This window comes from Streptomyces sp. NPDC051940, assembly GCF_040680895.1.
Taxonomy (GTDB): Bacteria; Actinomycetota; Actinomycetes; order Streptomycetales; family Streptomycetaceae; genus Streptomyces.
Window position 1 is genome coordinate 1 of the sequence record NZ_JBFAXR010000068.1, and the last position, 18,107, is coordinate 18,107.

Below are 18,107 nucleotides of genomic sequence, written 5' to 3' on the forward strand. Positions count from 1 at the left end.
TCGGGGGGGGTGGGGGGGTGGTCGCGTCGGGTGACGATGGCTGCGGTTCGCCTGCGCCCACCCGTGCCGCCCTGCGGCACGCCTGCCCGCAGGCTGCGCGACCCCCGCCCCCGCGCCCAGCGGCCCCGCCGCAACGCTGCGAGCGGCTGACGTCGCAAGGCTGCGTCCGGCTGACGTCGCGAAGCTGCGGTGGCTGACCGCGCAAGGCTGCGTCCGGCTGACGGCGCAAAGCTGCGTCCGGCTGGCGTCGCAACGCTGCGGGCGGCTGGGCCGCCCAGGGGGCGGCACGGGCGGGCGCAGCGGCCCCGCAGACGACAGCGCCCCCGGGACCACGGCGGTGTGCGTGCCCCGCATCGGTGGCGCCCCGGGGCCCCGGCGGTGTGCGTGCCCCGCGCCGTCCAGCCGCCCCGGCCGCCAGGCCGGACCGTGGGGGGCGCCGCCTATGATCGCTGCGGGGAGGGTGCCATGCCGGGGGCGGTGCGGGGTGTGGGTGTTGTCGTGGGTGGGGCGTTCGCGGCCGTGTACGTGCTCGCCGGGGCGCCCCTCGCCCTCGTCGCACTCGCGGTACACCTCGCACAGGTGCTGTGGAAGCCCACCGCCCGCACGCTGCTCGCCGCACAGGCGGCAGCCGGGTACACGGCAGTGGCCGCCACCGACGCGTCCGTCGGCGTACTGGGATTCACCGGGTGCGCAGCGCTGCTCGCCCTGCCGAGGCGGATCGCCTGGCCCGCGCTCGCGGGCGTCACAAGCAGCGCCGCCCTGCTCGGCTCCGTCGACGACACCATCAGCATGGCGCTCATCAGCCTCGTCCTGTACGGACTGACAACCCTCACCCGACGCGCAAGCGAACTGCACGCCGCCCGCCTAGGCCTCGCCGTCGCGGCGACCGCCGAGGAGCGCCTCGCCATCGCCGCCGAACTCGGCGCCGGGCTCGGGCGCGGCCTCGCCCGGATCGCCGCCGGCGCGCAGGCCGCCCTCGCCCGCCCCGACCGCGCGCAGGACGTACTGGCCGAGGTCACCCGCTCCGCCCGCGGCTGCCTCGCCGACGCGCGGGCCTCCGCCGCCGGCTGGCGTGCGATGTCCCTGGCGCCGGAGCTCACCACCGCCCGCGCGATGCTCACCGCCGCCGGGATCGAGGCCGAGGTCCGCTCCGGTCACACCGAGCCGCTCGGCCCCGCGGGCGCGGCGCTGGCCCACGTACTGCGCGAGGCCGTCACCGACGTCGTCGGCCGCGGCACGGCCACCGGCTGCCTGATCGAGACCCGCACCGACGACGGCCGGATCCGGCTGCGGATCGTCAGCGACGGGGCCCGTACCGCCGAGGACGACAGCCTCGGCGACCTGCCGGCCCGGCTCGCGGAGGCCGGCGGCTCGCTGGCCACGGGGCTCACCCCGCAGGGCCGGCCGTACGTCGAGGCCGCCGTCCCGGCGACCCGGCAGCAGACCGGGACCGACGCGGACGACCGTGCCTACCGGCTCTCCTTCGTCCTCCTCGCCACCGTCCTCGCCGGCTTCTGCGTGAAGGCCCTGCTCCAACTCCCCGGCGAGCCCCTGCTGCTGGCGGCGGCCGCCCTCGGCCTCGTGGCGATCGTCGGGCTGCAGCTGTCGTCCGTCCACGGCCGCCATCCCGTGCGGCTCGCACTGATGGCGGGGCTGACGTGGCTGCCGGTGCCGTTCTTCGGGGAGGTGTGGCTGGGGGTGGCCGGCTTCCTCGCCGGCCCGCTGCTGCTGGCGCTGCCCCGCCGGCTGGCGTGGCCGGCGGTCGCGCTGGTGGCGGCAGGCGTCGCGGGGGCCGGCGCCGCGCTGGGGCTGCCGGGCGCCGTGACCGTCAACTACACGGTGTCCACGCTGGTCACGGGGCTGGTGGTGTACGGGCTGCTGCGGCTGGCGCAGATCGTCAGAGAGCTGCAGGAGGCGCGGCAGCGCCTCGCCCGCGCCGCAGTGGTCGAGGAACGGCTGCGCGCCGCCCGCGACCTGCACGACCTGCTCGGGCACAGCCTCGCCGCGATCCTCCTCAAGTGCGAGCTGGCGCGGCGGCTTCCGCCGGAACGTGCCCGTACCGAACTCGAGGACGTCCTCACCATGACCCGGCGCGGGGAGGCGGATCTACGGGCCGCCTCCGGCGGCGTGGTGCGGCTGTCGCTGGCCACGGAGGCGGAGTCCGCCCGCTCGGTGCTCGCCGCCGCGTCGATCGACGCGGCGGTGACGCTGGACCACGGCGAGCTGCCCGAGGACGCGGAGACCGTGCTGGGCGCGGCGCTGCGCGAGGCGGTGACGAACGTGCTGCGGCACAGCGCGGCCACCCGCTGCGCCATCTCGACGGCCCGGCGGGACGGGGACGTGCTGCTGGTCGTACGCAACGACGGCGCGCCCACCGGCGCGGGCGGCCGGCGCGGCTCGTCCGGCATCGGGAACCTGACGACCCGCCTGGCGACGCTGCGCGGGACGCTGAGCGCGTCGGCGTCACAGGACGGCTGGTTCGTCCTTGAGGCACAGCTGCCCGCACCGGTCGTCCGGGCGCTCCCGGTCGGCTGACCCGGGCGCTCCCCGTCAGCCGACCCGGGCGGCGATGACCCGCGCGCAGTCCAGCGAGTCGGTGTGCGTGGTGTCCACCTCCAGGTCGTAGACCACACCCTGGTGCACGAGCTCCGCCTGCTGCTCCGCCATGCCGGGCGCCCGGTCGCCGCGGGCGCTCTCGCGGGCCGCCGCGACGGAGGCGTCGCACCGGACGCCGACCCACAGCACGTCCAGCCCGCGCAGGGCCGTGCGCCACCGCTCCTGCGACGCGGCCCCGCCGAGGAAGACGTCGTCCACGATGACGGGCGCCCCGGCCCGGGCCATGGCGGCGACGCCCTGCATCCACGCCGCCTCCAGCCTCCGGAACTCGTCCCCGATGCTCACACCGCCGTCGTCGGCGAACCCGATCCCGGTGTCGGTGGCCTGCATGGACGCGGGCATCGCGTCGATGAGCGAGTCGATGGCGGCGGCGAGCCACGGCTGGTCGAGCACGGTCTGCAGCGATCTCAGGAGGCGGGACTTGCCGGAGCTGGAACCGCCGTTGAGCACGATCACTTGAGTTGTCACGGGGCCACGGTAAAGGCGTCGCGGCCCGATCCCGAACCGGTTTCCGGCCCGAGCCCCGAGCGGCCTCAGATCCAGCCCGCCTCCGACGCGATCCGCACCGCGTCCGTGCGGTTGCGGGCGTTGAGCTTCGTGACGATGCCCGTGAGGTAGTTGCGCACCGTGCCCGCCGAGAGGTGCAGGCGGGCCGCCATCTCCGGGGCCTCCGCGCCCTCCGCGGCCAGGCGCAGGACGTCCGTCTCGCGTGAGGTGAGCGGGTTGTCCGCCAGGTCCCACGCCGTGACCGCGAGCGACGGGTCGAGGACGCGCTCGCCGGCGACGACCCGGCGGATCGCCGCCACGAGGTCCTCCGGCGGGGCCGTCTTCAGCAGGAAGCCGTCGACCCGCGCGGCGAGCGCCCGCCGCAGATGGCCGGGTTTGCCGTACGCCGTGAGCATCAGGACCCGGCAGCCGGGGAGCCCCGAGCGCAGCCGCGCCGCCGCGTCGAGGCCGTCGAGCTCCCCGGGCATGTCGATGTCCAGGACGGCGACGTCCGGCCGGTGCACGAGCGCGGAACTCACCGCCCCCGCACCGCTGTCGACGGTGTCGACGACCTCCAGGTCGTCCTCCAGCCCCAGCAGCGCCGCCAACGCGCCCTGGATGACGCGCTGGTCCTCGGCTATGAGTACGCGGATCACGGAGCCATCGTAAGCAGGGAGCCCCCGGCGGCGTCCGCGACGTCCGTTTCATGACGAGGTCATAGCCAGGTCAGGAGGACGTCCATGTCCCCGCGCGCCGCCCGCCGGAAGGCTTGGGGGCATGAAGACGGACGACGCAGCCACCCGCACCGACGACAGCGCAGCCACCCGCCCCGACGCAAGCGCGGTCACCCTCACCGACGTAAGCAGGGTCTACGGCAGAGGCCAAGGCGCCGTGGCCGCCCTGCGCGAGGTCAGCCTGGCGATCCCGCGCGGCAGCTTCACCGCCGTGATGGGCCCCTCCGGCTCCGGCAAGAGCACGTTCCTGCACTGCGCGGCCGGCCTGGACACGCCGACCGCCGGCAGCGTACGGCTCGGCGGCACCGAGCTGACCGGCATGAACGAGACCCGGCTCACCGAACTCCGCCGCGACCGCGTGGGCTTCGTCTTCCAGGCGTTCAACCTCATCCCGTCCCTGACGGTCCTGGAGAACATCACCCTCCCCCTGCGCCTCGCCGGCACCCGTCCCGACCGGGCGTGGCTGGACGCCGTCCTGCACCGGGTCGGCCTCCAGGGCCGCACCGGCCACCGGCCCGCCCAGCTCTCCGGCGGCCAGCAGCAGCGCGTGGCCGTCGCCCGGGCCCTCGCCACCCGCCCCGAGGTCGTCTTCGGGGACGAACCCACCGGCGCCCTCGACACGATGACCGCCCGCGACGTGCTGACGCTGCTCCGGGAGATCGTCGACGAGATGCGGCAGACGGTCGTCATGGTGACGCACGACCCGGTGGCCGCCTCGTACGCGGACACCGTGCTGTTCCTGGCCGACGGCCGGATCGTGGACTCGACCGAGCGCCCGACGGCCGACAAGGTCGCCGAGCGGATGACCCGGCTGGGAGCGTGGAAGTGATGAGGAGCCAGGGGATTCTGCACTTCGCGCTGCGGTCGCTGCGCCACCGCAAGGCCGGCTTCGCCGGCGCGTTCGTCACGCTGATGTGCGCCGCCGCGCTGATCACCGCCTGCGGCATGCTGCTGGAGACGGGGCTGCGCGGCAAGGTCGCACCGGAGCGCTTCGCCGGTACGTCGGTGGTCGTCGCGGGCGACCAGTACGTCCACCAGACGGTCGTGAAGAAGAAGGGCAAGAAGAAGCACAAGGCCAAGCAGATCGCCGAACGCGCCTGGATCCCCGCCTCCCTCGCCGGAGAGCTGCGGACCCTGCCCGGCGTACGGAAGGTCGTCACCGATGTGACCTTCCCGGTCTACCTGGCGGGCGGCGACAAGGCGCAGGGCCACGGCTGGGACGCCGCCGTCATGACCCCGTTCACCCTGGCCGAGGGCCGCGCCCCGGAGCGCGGCGGCGAGATCGTCGTGGACGCGGGGCGCGGGGCGCGGGTCGGCGACCGGATCCGGGCGCTGACCGGCGCGGGAGCGGCCACGCTCCGGGTCGTCGGGGTCACCGCGCAGGCCCTGCCCAGTGAGCGGACCCTCTTCTTCGCCCCCGCCGAGGCCACCCGGCTCGCCGGGCGGCCGGGACAGGTGAGTGCGATCGGGGTCTTCCCGGCGGGCGCGGCCGACGGGGCGGCGTTCCAGGAGGCGGTCAGGGGCAGCAAGGCCCTCGTCCACACCGGGGGCGACCGCGGAAAGGCGGAGTTCCCCGGTACGGAGCAGGCCAGGATCAAGCTGATCAGCCTGGGCGGGGCGCTGGGCGGTACGTCGCTGCTGGTCGCCGTCCTCGTCGTGGTCGGCACCTTCGCCCTCACCGTGCAGCAGCGGCAGCGGGAGATCGCGCTGCTGCGGGCCGTCGCCGCCACCCCGCGGCAGCTGCGCCGGCTGCTGGGGCGCGAGGCGCTGATCGTCGGCGCCGTCGCGGGTGTGCCGGGTGTGGCCGCCGGCGTCGGGCTCGGGCAGTGGCTGCGGTCCCGGTTCGTGGAGCTGGGCGCCGTGCCCGAGCATCTGCACCTGGTCGTCAGCCCGTTCCCCGCGGCCGCCGCGCTGGGCGCCACGCTCCTCGCCGCCTGGGCCGCCGCCCGGCTCACCGCCCGCCGCGCGGCGCGGATCCGGCCCGTCGAGGCACTGGGCGAGGCCGCCCTGCCCACCGCCCGGGTGCCGTGGCCCCGGCTGGTCGCCGGTCTGCTGGCCGCCGCGGGCGGGACCGTCCTCACCCTCGTGCTGTCGTCGCTGGACACCGAGGCCGCGTCGAGCCCGGTGACGATGCTGACCGCCCTGGTGTGGACGGTCGCCGTGGCCCTGCTCGGGCCGCTGCTGGCGCGGGGTGCCGCCGGGGTGCTCGGCGTACCGCTGCGGGCCTCGCGGACCGCCGGCCATCTCGCGGCGGCCAACCTGCGCACCGGGGCGCGGCGGCTGGCGTCCGTCGTCACGCCGCTCGCCCTGCTCGTCGGGATGACCTGCACGATCCTCTTCGTACAGACGACCATGGGGCACGCCGCCCGCGAGGAGGCGGCCGCGGGCAACCGCGCCGACTACGTGCTCGGGCCCAGGGTCCCGGCCGCGCAGGCGGACGCGCTGCGGGCGACCGAGGGCGTCTCGGCGGTCACCGAGGTGCTGCGCACGACGGTACGGGCCGGGCTGACGAAGTACTCCGTCCAGGGTGTGACGCCGCGGGGCCTGGACCGCACCTCCGACCTCGGCGTGACCGCCGGCTCCCTGAACCGCCTGGCCGCGGACACGCTGGCCGTCAGCGCGGGCGCCGCGTCGCGCCTGGGCGTCGGGGTGGGGGACAGCGTGCGGCTCACGCTCGGGGACGGGACGCCCGTCGCGCTGAAGGTCGTCGCGGTCTACTCCCGCGGGCTGGGCTTCGGCGAACTCACCCTCGACCACGCGCTGGTGGCCCGGCATGTCGACGATCCGATGAGCACGCTGCTGGTGGCCGCCCCCGGGCTGTCCCGCGCGGAGGTGTCGCGTGCCGTGCCCGGCGCGACGGTCATGGACTGGAGCGAGGCGGTCGCCTCGGCGGCGCCCAACGCGGAGGTCAACTATGTCGCGATGGGGCTCATCATCGCCTTCACCGCGATCGCCGTGGTGAACACGCTGGCGATGTCCACGGCCGACCGGGCACGGGAGTTGGCGCTGCTGCGGCTGGTCGGTACGACGCGGCGGCAGGTGCTGCGGATGCTGCGGCTGGAGACGCTCGCCGCGGTGGTGGTCGCCGGGCTGCTGGGCACGGGGATCGCGGCCGTCACGCTGACGGCGTTCGCCGCGGGGATGACGGGGCGGGCCGCGCCCCACGCGCCGCTGGGGGTGTACGGGGCGGTGGTCGCCGCCGCGACGGCGCTCGCGCTCATCGCGACGGCCGTCCCGGCGCGGGTGGCGCTGCGCCGGCATCCGGCGGAGGAGATCGGGGCGCGGTGAGCGTCGGACGGGGGGCGGGTGGGCGGCTGGTCGGTGGCCGGCCCGCCCGCCCCGCTGTCGTGGGCGTCAGGTCGTCGTCTTCACCCGGGTGTAGACGATCGGCGGTTCGCCGCTGCCGGGGACGGTGGAGCGCATCGTGTCCGCGTCGACGATCTCCAGTTCGTGCCAGCGGCTCGGATCGCACGTCGCGCTCGATGTCGCCTGCGGATCCAGTTCGTACGGGGTGAACGCCAGCCTCCGGCCGCTCTGCTGGACCGAGATCAGGAAACCGTTCCAGCGGCACCACACGTTGTCCCACTCCTGGGTGCGCTGCTCGACCGGCTCGCCGAAGCCGCCCTGCTCGATGACGATGTGCAGCTTCGACTTGGTCCCCTTGAAGTTCCGGTCCGCCTCCCACTCGCCGATGAACGCCTCGGGGACGGGCGTCGGATCGGCGGACGCGCTGTGCAGGTCGGAGACCTGGCCCTTGCCGTTCTTCCAGTGCAGGACGTTGCCCTCGAGCCAGATCTCGCGGACGTGGTCGTCCCGCGAGACGCAGGAGTCCGTGGGGATGCGCCGCAGGGTCTCCGCGTGGTGCAGGACCAGCCGGGCGCCGGTCTTGACCAGCACCAGCCGCCGTACGCAGAGGTTCTCGACGGACATGTTGTACGCGACGCCCACCCCCGTACCGACCTGTCCGGAGCGCAGCTCCACCCGGATGCGGCCGTCGGCGTCCTCGCCGACGCCCTCCCAGGCGCCGGTCATCGACTGCGGCAGGTCGGAGCGTTCGCCGGGGTCGGGGGAGGGGGCGGTGGCGGAGGCCCAGGGGTCGCCGCCGCCGTCGGCCTTGTCGCCGGAGCCCAACAGCAGCCAGCCGCCGCCCGCGAGCAGCAGCAGCGGTACGGCGATGGCCGCGGCACGCAGCGCCCGCCGGTGCCACCAGCCGCGCCGGCCGCTGTCCCCGCCGGCCGGCGGGGGGAGGCCCGGGGTGGGGGCGGGGGGAGGCAACGGGGTCTCGGTGGTGGGTTCGTACAGGGGGCCGAAGACGCCGGGCGGCGTCCCCTGGCCCGCGCCGGGGGGTGTCCACTGGCCCGCGCCCGGCGGAGTTGCCTGGCCTGCGCCGGGGGGCGTCCACTGCCCCGCGCCCGGCGGCGTTCCCGGCCCTCCGCCCGGTGGCGTGGACGGCTCCCGCTGCGACGGCAGCGCGACCTCCGTCGCCGCGTACTGCGGCGCCACCTCGCTGACCGGCAGCTCCTCCACGTCCAGCAGCAGCTCGCTCTGCCGCCCCAGCCTCGTCAGCACCTCACCGGGCAGCCACGGCCTCCCCCGCCCCACGCCCATGTCCTCAGCGCCGGTCAGCGCGAGCACCGCCGACAGCGATATCCGGTCCCGGGCCTCGCGCGCGAGACATCCCCGTACCAGCCCGAGCAGCCCCTGCGGCAGCCCCGTGAGGTCCGGATCGCCCTCCGCGATGCGGTACATCACCGCGTGCGCCCCGCTGTCCGTACGGCCGAAGGGCATCCGCGCCGTCGCCGCGAACGCCAGCACCGCGCCCAGGCAGAACACGTCGCTGGCCGGCGTGACCGGTTCGCCGCGCACCTGCTCCGGCGACATGAAGCCGGGCGAACCCAGCACCGCCCCGGTCATCGTGCGCAGCCCGCTGCCCGACAGCGGCTCCAGCGCCCGGACGATCCCGAAGTCGATGATCCGCGGACCGCCCACGGTGACCAGCACGTTCGACGGTTTCAGATCGCGGTGGACGATTCCCACGGAGTGGATCGCGCGCAGCGCCTCCGCCAGCCCGTTGCCCAGGGCGCGCACGGAGTACTCGGGTAACGCGCCGAAGTCCTCGGCGACGACCGAGTGCAGCGACAGGCCCGCGAGATAGCCCGTGGCCACCCACGGCACCTCCGCCTCGGTGTCCGCGGCGAGCACCGGCGCCGTCCAGGTGCCGCCGACGCGCCGCGCCGCCTCGACCTCCAGGCGGAACCGGTGGCGGAACTCGGCCTCCTCGGCCACCTCCGCCTTCACGAGCTTGACCGCGACGGCGCGCCCGCCCGGCGTACGGCCCAGATAGACCTGCCCCATGCCGCCGGAGCCCAGCCGGCGCAGCAGCCGGTAGCCCCCGATCGTCCGGGGATCCGATGGTCGCAGTGGTTCAAGGACGTCCATGCCGCACAGCTCCCCCCGAGATACGGCGCTTTGACAGGTTAGGCCGTATTCCGCCGCCGGGGCCAGCGATAGGTTCGTACGGGGTGCGACGTGGCGGTGCCGTGTGCCGGGAACGCCCCTACAGCGCGCCCTGCATCCGCATCCGCTGCTCCTGCAGCGACGACAGCCGCTGCACCCACACCAGCCCGAACACCGCCGCCGAGACCGTGACGATGTCGCCGAGCATGTTGACCAGGAGGATGTCCTTGGCCTCCGACGCCGTGTCCGTGGTCTCCCAGGCGCCCCAGTCGGCCACCCAGAAGCAGAGCGTGAACACCCACGACCACCACCAGCCGTTCAGCGCGCCCGATCCGGGACCGGGCGGCACCGGGGCGCTCGCGCGCTGTACGTCGTTGGCGATCTGCTTGGGTATCCACCACCACGCCACCGGGATGAACCAGCCGCCGACCGCCATCCCCGTGCCCATCCGCAGCCGCCCCGGCGCGAACGTCTCGGCGTTGCAGCGCACCCGGTGGAACCACACGATCCACACCACGATCGTCGCGAGGAAGCTGAGCACCCCCACCGCCAGGAAGCTGTCGGCGACGTCCACGCGCGAGGACCAGCCGCCGCTGTACTGCAGGTCGTCCATGTCCCCGTAGCTGCTGAGGAAGAACATCAGCTCCGCGGACTGCACGACCGCGCACAGCCCCAGCAGGATGGTCGCCGCGGTGGCCAGCCCGCGCACGGGCCGCGCGATCTGCGGCCGGCCGCCCGCCATCGCCCCGTACGGCGGCGGGGGCGTCTGCCAGCCCGGCTGCGGCTGCGGGTAGCCGCCCGCGGCGTACGGCGAGGGCGGCGGCGTCTGCGGGATGTGCTGCGGCGGGGTGTGCGGCGGGGTCTGCGGGGCGACCGGCACGTACGGCACCGCGCCGCCGCCGCCCGGCCCCGGGGCCGCCGCGGCGGCCGCCTGCGGCCGGCGTGGGGCGGGGGTCTTCGTCGTCGTCGGCGACTCGGCGTCCAGCAACTGCACGGCCCGCCGCCCCAGATGGGCCAGCAGCTCACCCGGCAGCCACGGCACGCCGCGCGCCGCGTCGTCCGCCTCGGGGGTGGTCGAGCGCACCAGCTCGGCGACCGAAGGCCGCTGGGCGGGATCCTTCGCCAGACAGTCCCGTACGAGCTCCAGCAGCCGGCCGTCCAGACCGCTGAGGTCGGGCTCCTCCTGCGCGATACGGAACATCAGCGCGTGTACGCCGCTGTCCTCCGTACCGAAGGGCATCCGGCCCGTGGCCGCGAACGCCAGCACGGAGCCCAGGCAGAACACGTCGCTCAGCGGGCCCACCCGCTCGCCGCGCACCTGCTCCGGCGACATGAAGCCGGGCGAGCCGATCACCGCGCCCGTGTGCGTCATCGCGCCGCCGCCGGTGGACATGGAGTCCAGCGCGCGGGCGATGCCGAAGTCGATGACGCGGGGGCCGTCGATGGTGACGAGGATGTTGGACGGCTTCAGATCGCGGTGCACCAGCCCCGCGCCGTGTATCGCCTCCAGGGCGCGCACCAGTCCGGCCGCCAGCGACAGCACGCTGGCCTCCGGCAGCTTGCCGTGCTCCCGGGCCACCACGTCGAACAGCGACGGGCCCGCCACATACCCCGTGGCCACCCAGGGCGTCGCGGCCGTGGTGTCGGCGTCCAGCACCGGCGCCGTCCACTCGCCGCCCACGCGCTGCGCCGCGGCGACCTCCTGCGCGAAGCGGCGCCGGAACTCCGGCTCGCGCGCCAGCTCCTCGCGCACCAGCTTCACCGCGACCGTACGGCCGCGCTCCGAACGGGCCAGATAGACCCTGCCCATACCGCCCTCGCCCAGCCGGCCCAACAGCCGGTAGGCGCCCACCCTGCGGGGGTCGTCGGGCCCGAGGTGTTCCATGGTGAGACGCGCTCCCCTCGCGATCTGCCGGTCGCCAGCCTACCGCCCGAGGCAGACAGCCGCTCCGGCAATGACGCGGGCGGGGGCGGGTTGGTTCTGGGGGGCGTTGTGGTGGTGGGCGGGGGTGGCTTTGCGGCTCGTGGGTTGGGCTGGGTTGTGATGCGGTTGGCCTCCGGAGGGTTTGCGGCCGGGCTGCTGCGCTGTGATGCGGTTGGCTTCCCATGGGGGCTGGTGGTTGGGCTGGGCTGCGATCCGTCTGGCTTGCTGGCTGGGCTGTTGTGATCGGTCTGGCTTGTCGGCTGGGCCGTTGTGATCCGTCTGGCCTCCAAAGAGGGCTTCCGGTTGGGCTGCGCTGTGATGCGTCCGGCAGCCTCCCCACACCCCCAGGCACCGGCGGTGACCAGGCAACACCGCAACGGGTGGCGTGCGGGTGGGGGCAATCCCCGCGCCGAAGGCGCGGGGCGGCGCCGACCACGCCCCACACCCCCCGGAAAGGCGGCCCCCGGCCCACACCGCAAGGGGGCGGGAGGTGGATGTCAGCGGCGCCGCCTAAGGTGGGGTGGCGTCAGCCAGAGGAGCCCGCCATGCCCATCGTCCGCCGCGACACCTTGCGCTCGCAGCTAGCCGATGCCCTGCGCGACGAGATCCTCGCCGGCCGGCTGGCAGCCGGCCAGGGCATCACGGTCAGACAGCTCGCCGAGCAGTACGGCGTCTCCGCCACCCCCGTCCGCGAGGCGTTGGTCGACCTGGCCGCCCAGGGACTGCTCGACGTGGAGGAGCACCGCGGCTACACGGTGCACGCCTTCACGGCGGCCGAGTTCCGCTCGCTGATCGAGGCCCGGACGATCGTGATCGGGGGCCTGTTCCGCTCCGCCGGCAACGGCGTACTGCGCCCCGCCCGGCCGGAGGCGCTGGCCGCGATGCGGCGCCGCGGCGAGGAGGCCGAGCGCGCGGCGAAGGCCGGCGACATCGACGTACTCGTCCACTACGACCTGCGCTTCTGGCGTGAGATCGGGGCCCTCAGCGGGAACCCTTATCTCACGGAGTTCCTGGACGGCGTGCGCGTACGGTGCTGGGTCTTCGCGGTGCCGCTGCTGCGGGGCCGTGCCGATCTCACCACCGTGTTCTGGCGCGGCCAGGGCGCCCTGGTGGACGCGATCGAGCAGCGGGATCCGGCCGCCGTCGAATCGATCGTCCGCGCGTACAACCTGCACTCCCTGGAGTTGATCGACCGCCTCACCGGCGCCGAATCCCGTCCGGACCACTACGCTGGCCCGGCACCGGACACCGAACCCGGATAGGAGCCGTTCCTTGGCGTGTGACCTGTGGCTCGTCCCGCTCGTCGACGTGCTGTGTCAGAGCCCGGACAATCCCTTCGCCGAAGAGCTGGCCCGGTACGACAAGGCCCTCGGCGAGGCGGGCCTCCCGCCTGTCCCCGTCCACACCTACATGCCGGGCCTGTCCGGCGACGTCGCGCCCGTCGCGGGCTTCGACTACGACGCGCTGCACTTCCTGCGGCGGGCGTATCTGCTGCAGCTCTGCGGGCTGGAGGTCACGCCGGTCGGGGAGCTGGGCTCGGACTACGAGCAGCTGCTGGAGATGTTCGAGGCCACGGCCCGCCAGTCGCACCTCGTCTGGCACTACGACCACGCGGGGGCGTACGTCCCCGTGGACTTCGCGGCGCCGCTCAGCAACGACGAGCTGCTGGCGGACGGCGGCCCGCTCGGCTCCGCCCAGGGCCTCCTGCGCGAACTCGCCGCGATCGCTCCGCCCCTCGGCCTCGACCCCGACAACCCCCCACCGCCTCCCCCGCCCCCACCGGGCCCCACGGAACTCGGCGAACCGGCGGCCGTCCACTACGAGCCGGGCCCCTTCGGCCGCGAACGCCACGTGTGGCTGGGCCTGCACGCGGCGGCCACGCGGAGCCTCGCCCAGGGCTCGATGATCGTCTTCAGCTAGCCACGCGCAGGCTTCGCGCTGCGGTGGTGTCCGGCGCCGCCCGCGCCTTCGGCGCGGGATTGCCCCCACCCACACGCCACCCGTTACGGGCCGTCTTACCTGACGCCGGCGCCTAGGGGTGGGGCCCGGTACGAGGAGGGGGCGATGCCCGCGCCCAGGCAGACGATCGCGCAGGACCTCGCCCCCACCCCCAGCCACCCGTCCGGCGTTCGAGAACTTCGGGCGAAGCCCGAACCGCGTCACCCGACGCAACCACCGGCGCTTGAGGACTGAGGCGCGAAGCGCCGAACCGCGCCGCAGGCGCCAGCGACACCGGACGCTCGCAGCGTGACCGGCACCGATCCCAGCCCGTCCGGCGTTTGAGGACTGAGGCGCGGAGCGCCGAACCGCGCCGCAGGCGCCGGCGGGACCGCAGCCTCGCAGCGTCAGCTGACCGGCACCCATCAAGCCCGTCCGGCGCCTGAGGACGAGGCGCGCAGCGCCGACCGCGTCAGCCGACGCAAGGCGACCCCCAAGCCCGTCCGGCGTTTGAGGACTGAGGCGCGGAGCGCCGAACCGCGCCGCAGGCGCCGGCGGGACCGCAGCCTCGCGGCGTCAGCTGACCGGCACCGATCAAGCCCGTCCGGCGCCTGAGGACGAGGCGCGCAGCGCCGACCCGCGTCAGCCGGCGCCAACCGCACCGCGCAGCGCCCCTCACCGCGACCCCTCAGGCGGCCGCTGCCGAGGCATCGGCGCCCGCACCCCACCCCCCGGAGGGGGGAAGGGGAAACGGCCATGACCCCCTGGATCCGGGAACCGGATCCAGACCTGCGACTGCGTCAGCAAAGCCGCAGGCCCCGCCCGGAAGGTGATCATCCAGTCCGCCGTCTCCGCCCGGATGAGCTCGGTCACGTCCTCCGTGAACCGCCGCAGCACCGCCAGGCACCGGTCGGCGGCCTCCGAGGCCGTACCGTCCGTCGGCCCGAGCACTTCACGGACGCTCTCCGACGCCCAGTCGAACTGCAGCGCCTCCAGCCGACGCTGCACAGCCTGTGCGGTAGCCACATCCCGCATCCATCCTGCCGTAAGCCCGAACCAACGGTCCGCCGCCAGACTCGCGGCGGCCCCCAACAGCGCCAGGAACCCCCAGGGGGCCGCCCCCGGCAGCCCGCCCGCCACGTCCGCCAGCGGCAGTGCCGCGCCCGTGACGGCCGCCGCGCCGGCGAGCGTGCGCAGGGCGCGGGCCGTGCGGCGCTTCCAGCGCCGGTCGCGCAGGTACCACGCGACCGTTTCCAGGGCGTGGTCCTCGACCCACTGGTACACCTCGTCGAGCCGTTTCGCGGGCTCGCCCCAGTCGCCCCGGGGGAAGTGCTGACCGTGCAGGTCCTCGCGGGTGCCGCGCCCCGGCCGGCCTCCGCCGCCCGGGCGGCGTGCGCGTTCCCCTCGCCATCCCCATCCGGTCTCCCCGGACATCCCCGCGTTCTCCTCCGACACGGCCGCGCTCCTTGTGACATCTGGTGATGGTGCGATTGGCGTTCTTGGCGCTCCGTTCCTACCGCCAAATGGATGATCGTGGGGGGTGTGAGCCGGGTAATTACCCCGTACGGGGTGGATAGGCGGTTAATCGGACAGGCGGATGGTGGGCCCGGGCCGGGGCGCCCGACGGGGCGCCCGACGTCGCGGGCGAAGGCCCCCGCCCGGGGCCGATAGGCTCACCCCCGTGAAGGTTCTAGTCATCGGCGGCGGCGCCCGCGAACACGCCCTGTGCCACGCACTCGCACGAGACCCCCAGGTCACCGGGCTGCACTGCGCTCCCGGCAACGCCGGCATCGCCGCCGACGCCACCCTGCACCCCGTCGACGCCCTCGACGGTGAGGCCGTCGCCGAGCTGGCCGAGGAGCTGGCCGTCGACCTGGTCGTCGTAGGCCCCGAGGCCCCCCTCGTCGCGGGCGTGGCGGACGCCGTGCGGGACCGGGAGATCCCGGTCTTCGGACCCGGCCTGGACGCCGCGCAGCTCGAGGGCTCCAAGGCGTTCGCGAAGGACGTGATGGCCGGGGCCGGCGTACCGACCTCGCGCAGCTACGTCTGCACCACCGCCGAGGAGGTCGAGGAGGCCCTCGACGCCTTCGGCGCCCCGTACGTGGTGAAGGACGACGGCCTCGCGGCCGGCAAGGGCGTCGTCGTCACGGACGACATCGACGCGGCCCGCGCCCACGCGGCGGGCTGCGAGCGCGTCGTCATCGAGGAGTACCTCGACGGGCCGGAGGTCAGCCTGTTCGCGGTCACCGACGGCGAGACGGTCGTACCCCTGATCCCCGCGCAGGACTTCAAGCGCGCCTACGACGGCGACGAGGGCCCCAACACCGGGGGGATGGGCGCCTACACCCCGCTGCCCTGGACGGAGCCCGGCCTGGTCGACGAGGTGCTGCGCACGGTGCTGCAGCCGACGGTGGACGAGCTGCGGCGGCGCGGTACGCCGTTCTCCGGACTGCTGTACGCGGGCCTCGCGCTCACGTCGCGCGGTGTGCGGGTGATCGAGTTCAACGCGCGCTTCGGCGACCCGGAGACCCAGGTGGTCCTGGCCCGGCTGGAGACCCCGCTGGCGGGCCTGCTGTACGCCGCGTCGACCGGTGCGCTGGCGGACCACCCGCCGCTGCGGTGGAGCGACGCCGCGGCGGTGACCGTCGTCGTCGCGTCGAACGGCTATCCGGCGCAGCCGCGTACGGGCGACGTGATCGAGGGCCTCGACGCCGTGGCGCGCGAGGACGCCCCCGACGTATACGTCCTGCACGCGGGCACGAAGCTCGACGCCGAGGGCCGTACGGTCAGCGCGGGCGGCCGCGTGCTGTCCGTGGTCGCCGTGGGCAAGGACCTCGCCGCCGCCCGCGAGCGCGCGTACGCCGCGGTCGCCCGCATCAGCCTGCCCGGCTCGCACCACCGCACGGACATCGCCGCCGCGGCGGCCGGCGAGTAACTTCCGACCCCCTCACCCCCGGGCGGGCCCACTACCCCGGCCCTCCCTCCCCCGGGGGAGCTTTGCCCAAAGCCATTCAATCGAGTGACCGCAGCGCCAAGTGGCTGACGCGTGGACCGGGCACAACTATCGTGCAGACGCCTGCCGGGGCAGCCCGCAGACGGCCGCGCCGGCTCCGCGTCAAGGGGCCGACCGGCCCACCGGCATTGCGCTGTCGGCGCCGGCTGCCACAGTGGGGGTAAGCGCCCCGTCGCCGTGGCGAGGCGCCCGGCAGGCGGGCGCCCGACGGACGGGCGTGAGGCGCGAGGTGCGAGGGGGTGAGGTCGGGCCGTGACAGGCGAAGTGGATCGGCAGGGCGGGTCGGCCGTGCCGCATGCGGGAGCCGTGGCCGCGCGGTCCCGGGCGCTGGCGGTGCTGCGGGTGCGGCACGCCGCGCTGACCGTCGCGCTGCTGCCGCTGGCCGTGGCCGTGGTGCTGGTCGTCGGGTCCGCGACGGGGCGGATCGGCGGGGTGCCGGCCGCGTCCCGGTGGTGGGTGCTGGGCGCCGGGGTCGTGGTGCTGGGCCTGGCCGCGCTCGTCGGCTCCGCCGTGCTGCGCGCGGAGCCCGCCCGCAGCCCCACCGTACCCGTGCCGCACAGGGCCGCCCCCGATCTGCACCGGCTGGTCGGCGACCTCGCCGACCGGCTCGGCGTGCCCGCGCCCTCCGCGATAGCGCTGACCCCCGACTGCGACAGCTGGCTGGAGGACCGCGCGGGCAGCCATCAGCGTTCCGGCCGGGCGCTGTTGCGCGGCCGGGAGGCGCAGGACCTGCCGCCGCCGGTGCTGGTGATCGGCTCGCCGTTCCTGTGGTGGATGCGGGTGGCGGAGCTGCGCGCCCTGCTGGCCCCGGTCGTCGCGGGCACGGGTCCCTCGGGCCAGCCCGACATCGCCGCCGCCCGCCGTTTCATCCGGGGGCTGGACGCGGCCGCCGCGCTGCCCGCGGGGCGGCTGCCGGGTGTCGCGCGCTCCTTCGTCCAGGCCGTCGCCCGGCTGATGCTGCGGGCCTGCGGCGAGCACCCGGCGGAGATGGAGCGCGGTGTGGCGGCGGCCGGCTCGGAGCTGGCGCAGACCGTGGACTACGGGCTGCGGATCGCCGCCCAGGAGCAGGTGGGTCTGGCCTACGCCGGCTGGGACCGTCTGCTGACCCGCGTCGCGCTGCCCGCCTGGCGCGCGGGACGGTGGCCGTCCCGGCTGGACGCGGGCGTGGTCTCGGCGCTCACCGAGCTGTCGCGCCGCGACCGGCTGGCCGCGCAGGAGGGCGCGTTCTCGTCCCGGCTGGGCGAGCGGCCGGCCTGCGATCTGCTGGAGGAGCCGGGCGAGGTCGACGAGGCCGTCTCGCTGCTGGCCGCCGAGCTGTTCTTCGGCAGTACGGGCCCCGCGGGCAGCTGGTCCCCGGTCAGCTGGGAGCAGTACCCGGACGAGGTCGTCGACAGGAAATGGCGTACGGAGGCCGCCCGGCTGCACAGCGCGCTGGACGCCCTGACCCGGGAGGGAGCCCCCGTTCCCCGGACGGACCGGGGGACGCTCGCCCGCGTCGTGGACTGGCTGGCGTCCGGGGGCGACCGCGAGGCGCTGGCCGCGGCGCTCACGGTGGACGCGGAGGCGGACCCCGCGGGGCTCCAGGCGCCGCTGTTCCCGCTGCAGCCGCCGCGCACCGGACGGGAGGTGCTCACCGACCATGTGCTGGCGATGGTCTGCTGCGCCGCGGTCGACACGGCCGGCGCCACTCCGGGCCTGGACTGGCTCGACGGTCCCGCACTGCTGGTCGGCGGGGCGCGTCAGCCGGAGCTGGTGCGGGCGGTGCGGTCGCTCGTCGAGTACGGGGACGCGGCGCCGCTTCGGAGTTGGCTGACCGATGCCGGAGTCCGACCGGAAAAACCGGTTCTTCTTGTCTGATTCCGGCTGCCTATAGCAAACTCCCGCCCGGTTGTGCGGAATTTCGTGGCCTTGGGTAACCGTCCGGGTGCCAGGTGTGATG

12 protein-coding genes are annotated in these 18,107 nt (G+C 75.1%); 7 read left to right on the plus strand and 5 right to left on the minus strand.

The window, feature by feature from the left end; translation table 11 throughout:
* The first annotated feature begins 486 nt into the window (after positions 1 to 486).
* On the plus strand, positions 487 to 2,535 hold the full coding sequence (locus tag AB0M28_RS24430) for a histidine kinase (RefSeq protein WP_365408717.1): 2,049 nt from the start codon (positions 487 to 489) through the stop codon (positions 2,533 to 2,535).
* Positions 2,536 to 2,550: 15 nt separating this feature from the next.
* On the opposite strand, the gene cpt is transcribed toward AB0M28_RS24430, so the two are convergent.
* Entirely contained in the window at positions 2,551 to 3,084 is a 534-nt protein-coding gene (gene cpt, locus AB0M28_RS24435) for a chloramphenicol phosphotransferase CPT (RefSeq protein ID WP_365408720.1), read from the minus strand.
* A gap of 65 nt (positions 3,085 to 3,149) precedes the next feature.
* Positions 3,150 to 3,758, minus strand: coding sequence for a response regulator transcription factor (locus tag AB0M28_RS24440; RefSeq protein WP_365408722.1), 609 nt, complete (start codon positions 3,756 to 3,758; stop codon positions 3,150 to 3,152).
* Positions 3,759 to 3,879: 121 nt separating this feature from the next.
* Here AB0M28_RS24440 and AB0M28_RS24445 point away from each other — a divergent pair, with 121 nt between their 5' ends.
* Together AB0M28_RS24445 and AB0M28_RS24450 are read left to right on the plus strand one after the other, a co-directional pair.
* Positions 3,880 to 4,665: an ABC transporter ATP-binding protein gene (locus tag AB0M28_RS24445; RefSeq protein WP_365408725.1), complete on the plus strand. Its 786-nt coding sequence runs from the start codon at positions 3,880 to 3,882 to the stop codon at positions 4,663 to 4,665.
* A complete protein-coding gene (locus AB0M28_RS24450) occupies positions 4,665 to 7,124 on the plus strand; it encodes an FtsX-like permease family protein (protein WP_365408728.1) in 2,460 nt (819 codons plus the stop codon). The genes AB0M28_RS24445 and AB0M28_RS24450 overlap by 1 nt, the downstream gene beginning before the upstream one ends.
* Before the next feature lie 66 nt (positions 7,125 to 7,190).
* On the opposite strand, the gene AB0M28_RS24455 is transcribed toward AB0M28_RS24450, so the two are convergent.
* Positions 7,191 to 9,275, minus strand: coding sequence for a serine/threonine-protein kinase (locus AB0M28_RS24455; RefSeq protein ID WP_365408731.1), 2,085 nt, complete (start codon positions 9,273 to 9,275; stop codon positions 7,191 to 7,193).
* A gap of 118 nt (positions 9,276 to 9,393) precedes the next feature.
* Entirely contained in the window at positions 9,394 to 11,178 is a 1,785-nt protein-coding gene (locus AB0M28_RS24460) for a DUF4328 domain-containing protein (protein ID WP_365408733.1), read from the minus strand.
* Positions 11,179 to 11,762: 584 nt separating this feature from the next.
* Here AB0M28_RS24460 and AB0M28_RS24465 point away from each other — a divergent pair.
* Both AB0M28_RS24465 and AB0M28_RS24470 read left to right on the plus strand, forming a co-directional pair.
* Entirely contained in the window at positions 11,763 to 12,479 is a 717-nt protein-coding gene (locus AB0M28_RS24465) for a GntR family transcriptional regulator (RefSeq protein WP_365408736.1), read from the plus strand.
* A 10-nt stretch (positions 12,480 to 12,489) separates the two neighbouring features.
* Positions 12,490 to 13,137, plus strand: a complete 648-nt coding sequence (locus AB0M28_RS24470) for a hypothetical protein (protein ID WP_365408739.1) — start codon at positions 12,490 to 12,492, stop codon at positions 13,135 to 13,137.
* Between the two features lie 693 nt (positions 13,138 to 13,830).
* Here AB0M28_RS24470 and AB0M28_RS24475 read toward each other — a convergent pair.
* Positions 13,831 to 14,610 (minus strand): SLATT domain-containing protein, encoded by a 780-nt coding sequence (locus tag AB0M28_RS24475; RefSeq protein ID WP_365408742.1) that lies wholly within the window; start codon positions 14,608 to 14,610, stop codon positions 13,831 to 13,833.
* A gap of 226 nt (positions 14,611 to 14,836) precedes the next feature.
* On the opposite strand from AB0M28_RS24475, the gene purD reads away from it, so the two are divergent.
* On the plus strand, positions 14,837 to 16,090 hold the full coding sequence (gene purD / locus AB0M28_RS24480) for a phosphoribosylamine--glycine ligase (protein ID WP_365408745.1): 1,254 nt from the start codon (positions 14,837 to 14,839) through the stop codon (positions 16,088 to 16,090).
* 384 nt (positions 16,091 to 16,474) lie between these two features.
* Positions 16,475 to 18,025 (plus strand): hypothetical protein, encoded by a 1,551-nt coding sequence (locus AB0M28_RS24485; protein WP_365408748.1) that lies wholly within the window; start codon positions 16,475 to 16,477, stop codon positions 18,023 to 18,025.
* The last annotated feature ends 82 nt before the right edge of the window (positions 18,026 to 18,107 follow it).

Coding starts and splice junctions, on each gene's coding strand:
- AB0M28_RS24445 (WP_365408725.1), top strand. CDS start 3,880: ATGAAGACGGACGACGCAGCCACCCGCACCGACGACAGCGCAGCCACC.
- AB0M28_RS24450 (WP_365408728.1), top strand. CDS start 4,665: ATGAGGAGCCAGGGGATTCTGCACTTCGCGCTGCGGTCGCTGCGCCAC.
- AB0M28_RS24455 (WP_365408731.1), bottom strand. CDS start 9,275: ATGGACGTCCTTGAACCACTGCGACCATCGGATCCCCGGACGATCGGG.
- AB0M28_RS24460 (WP_365408733.1), bottom strand. CDS start 11,178: ATGGAACACCTCGGGCCCGACGACCCCCGCAGGGTGGGCGCCTACCGG.
- AB0M28_RS24465 (WP_365408736.1), top strand. CDS start 11,763: ATGCCCATCGTCCGCCGCGACACCTTGCGCTCGCAGCTAGCCGATGCC.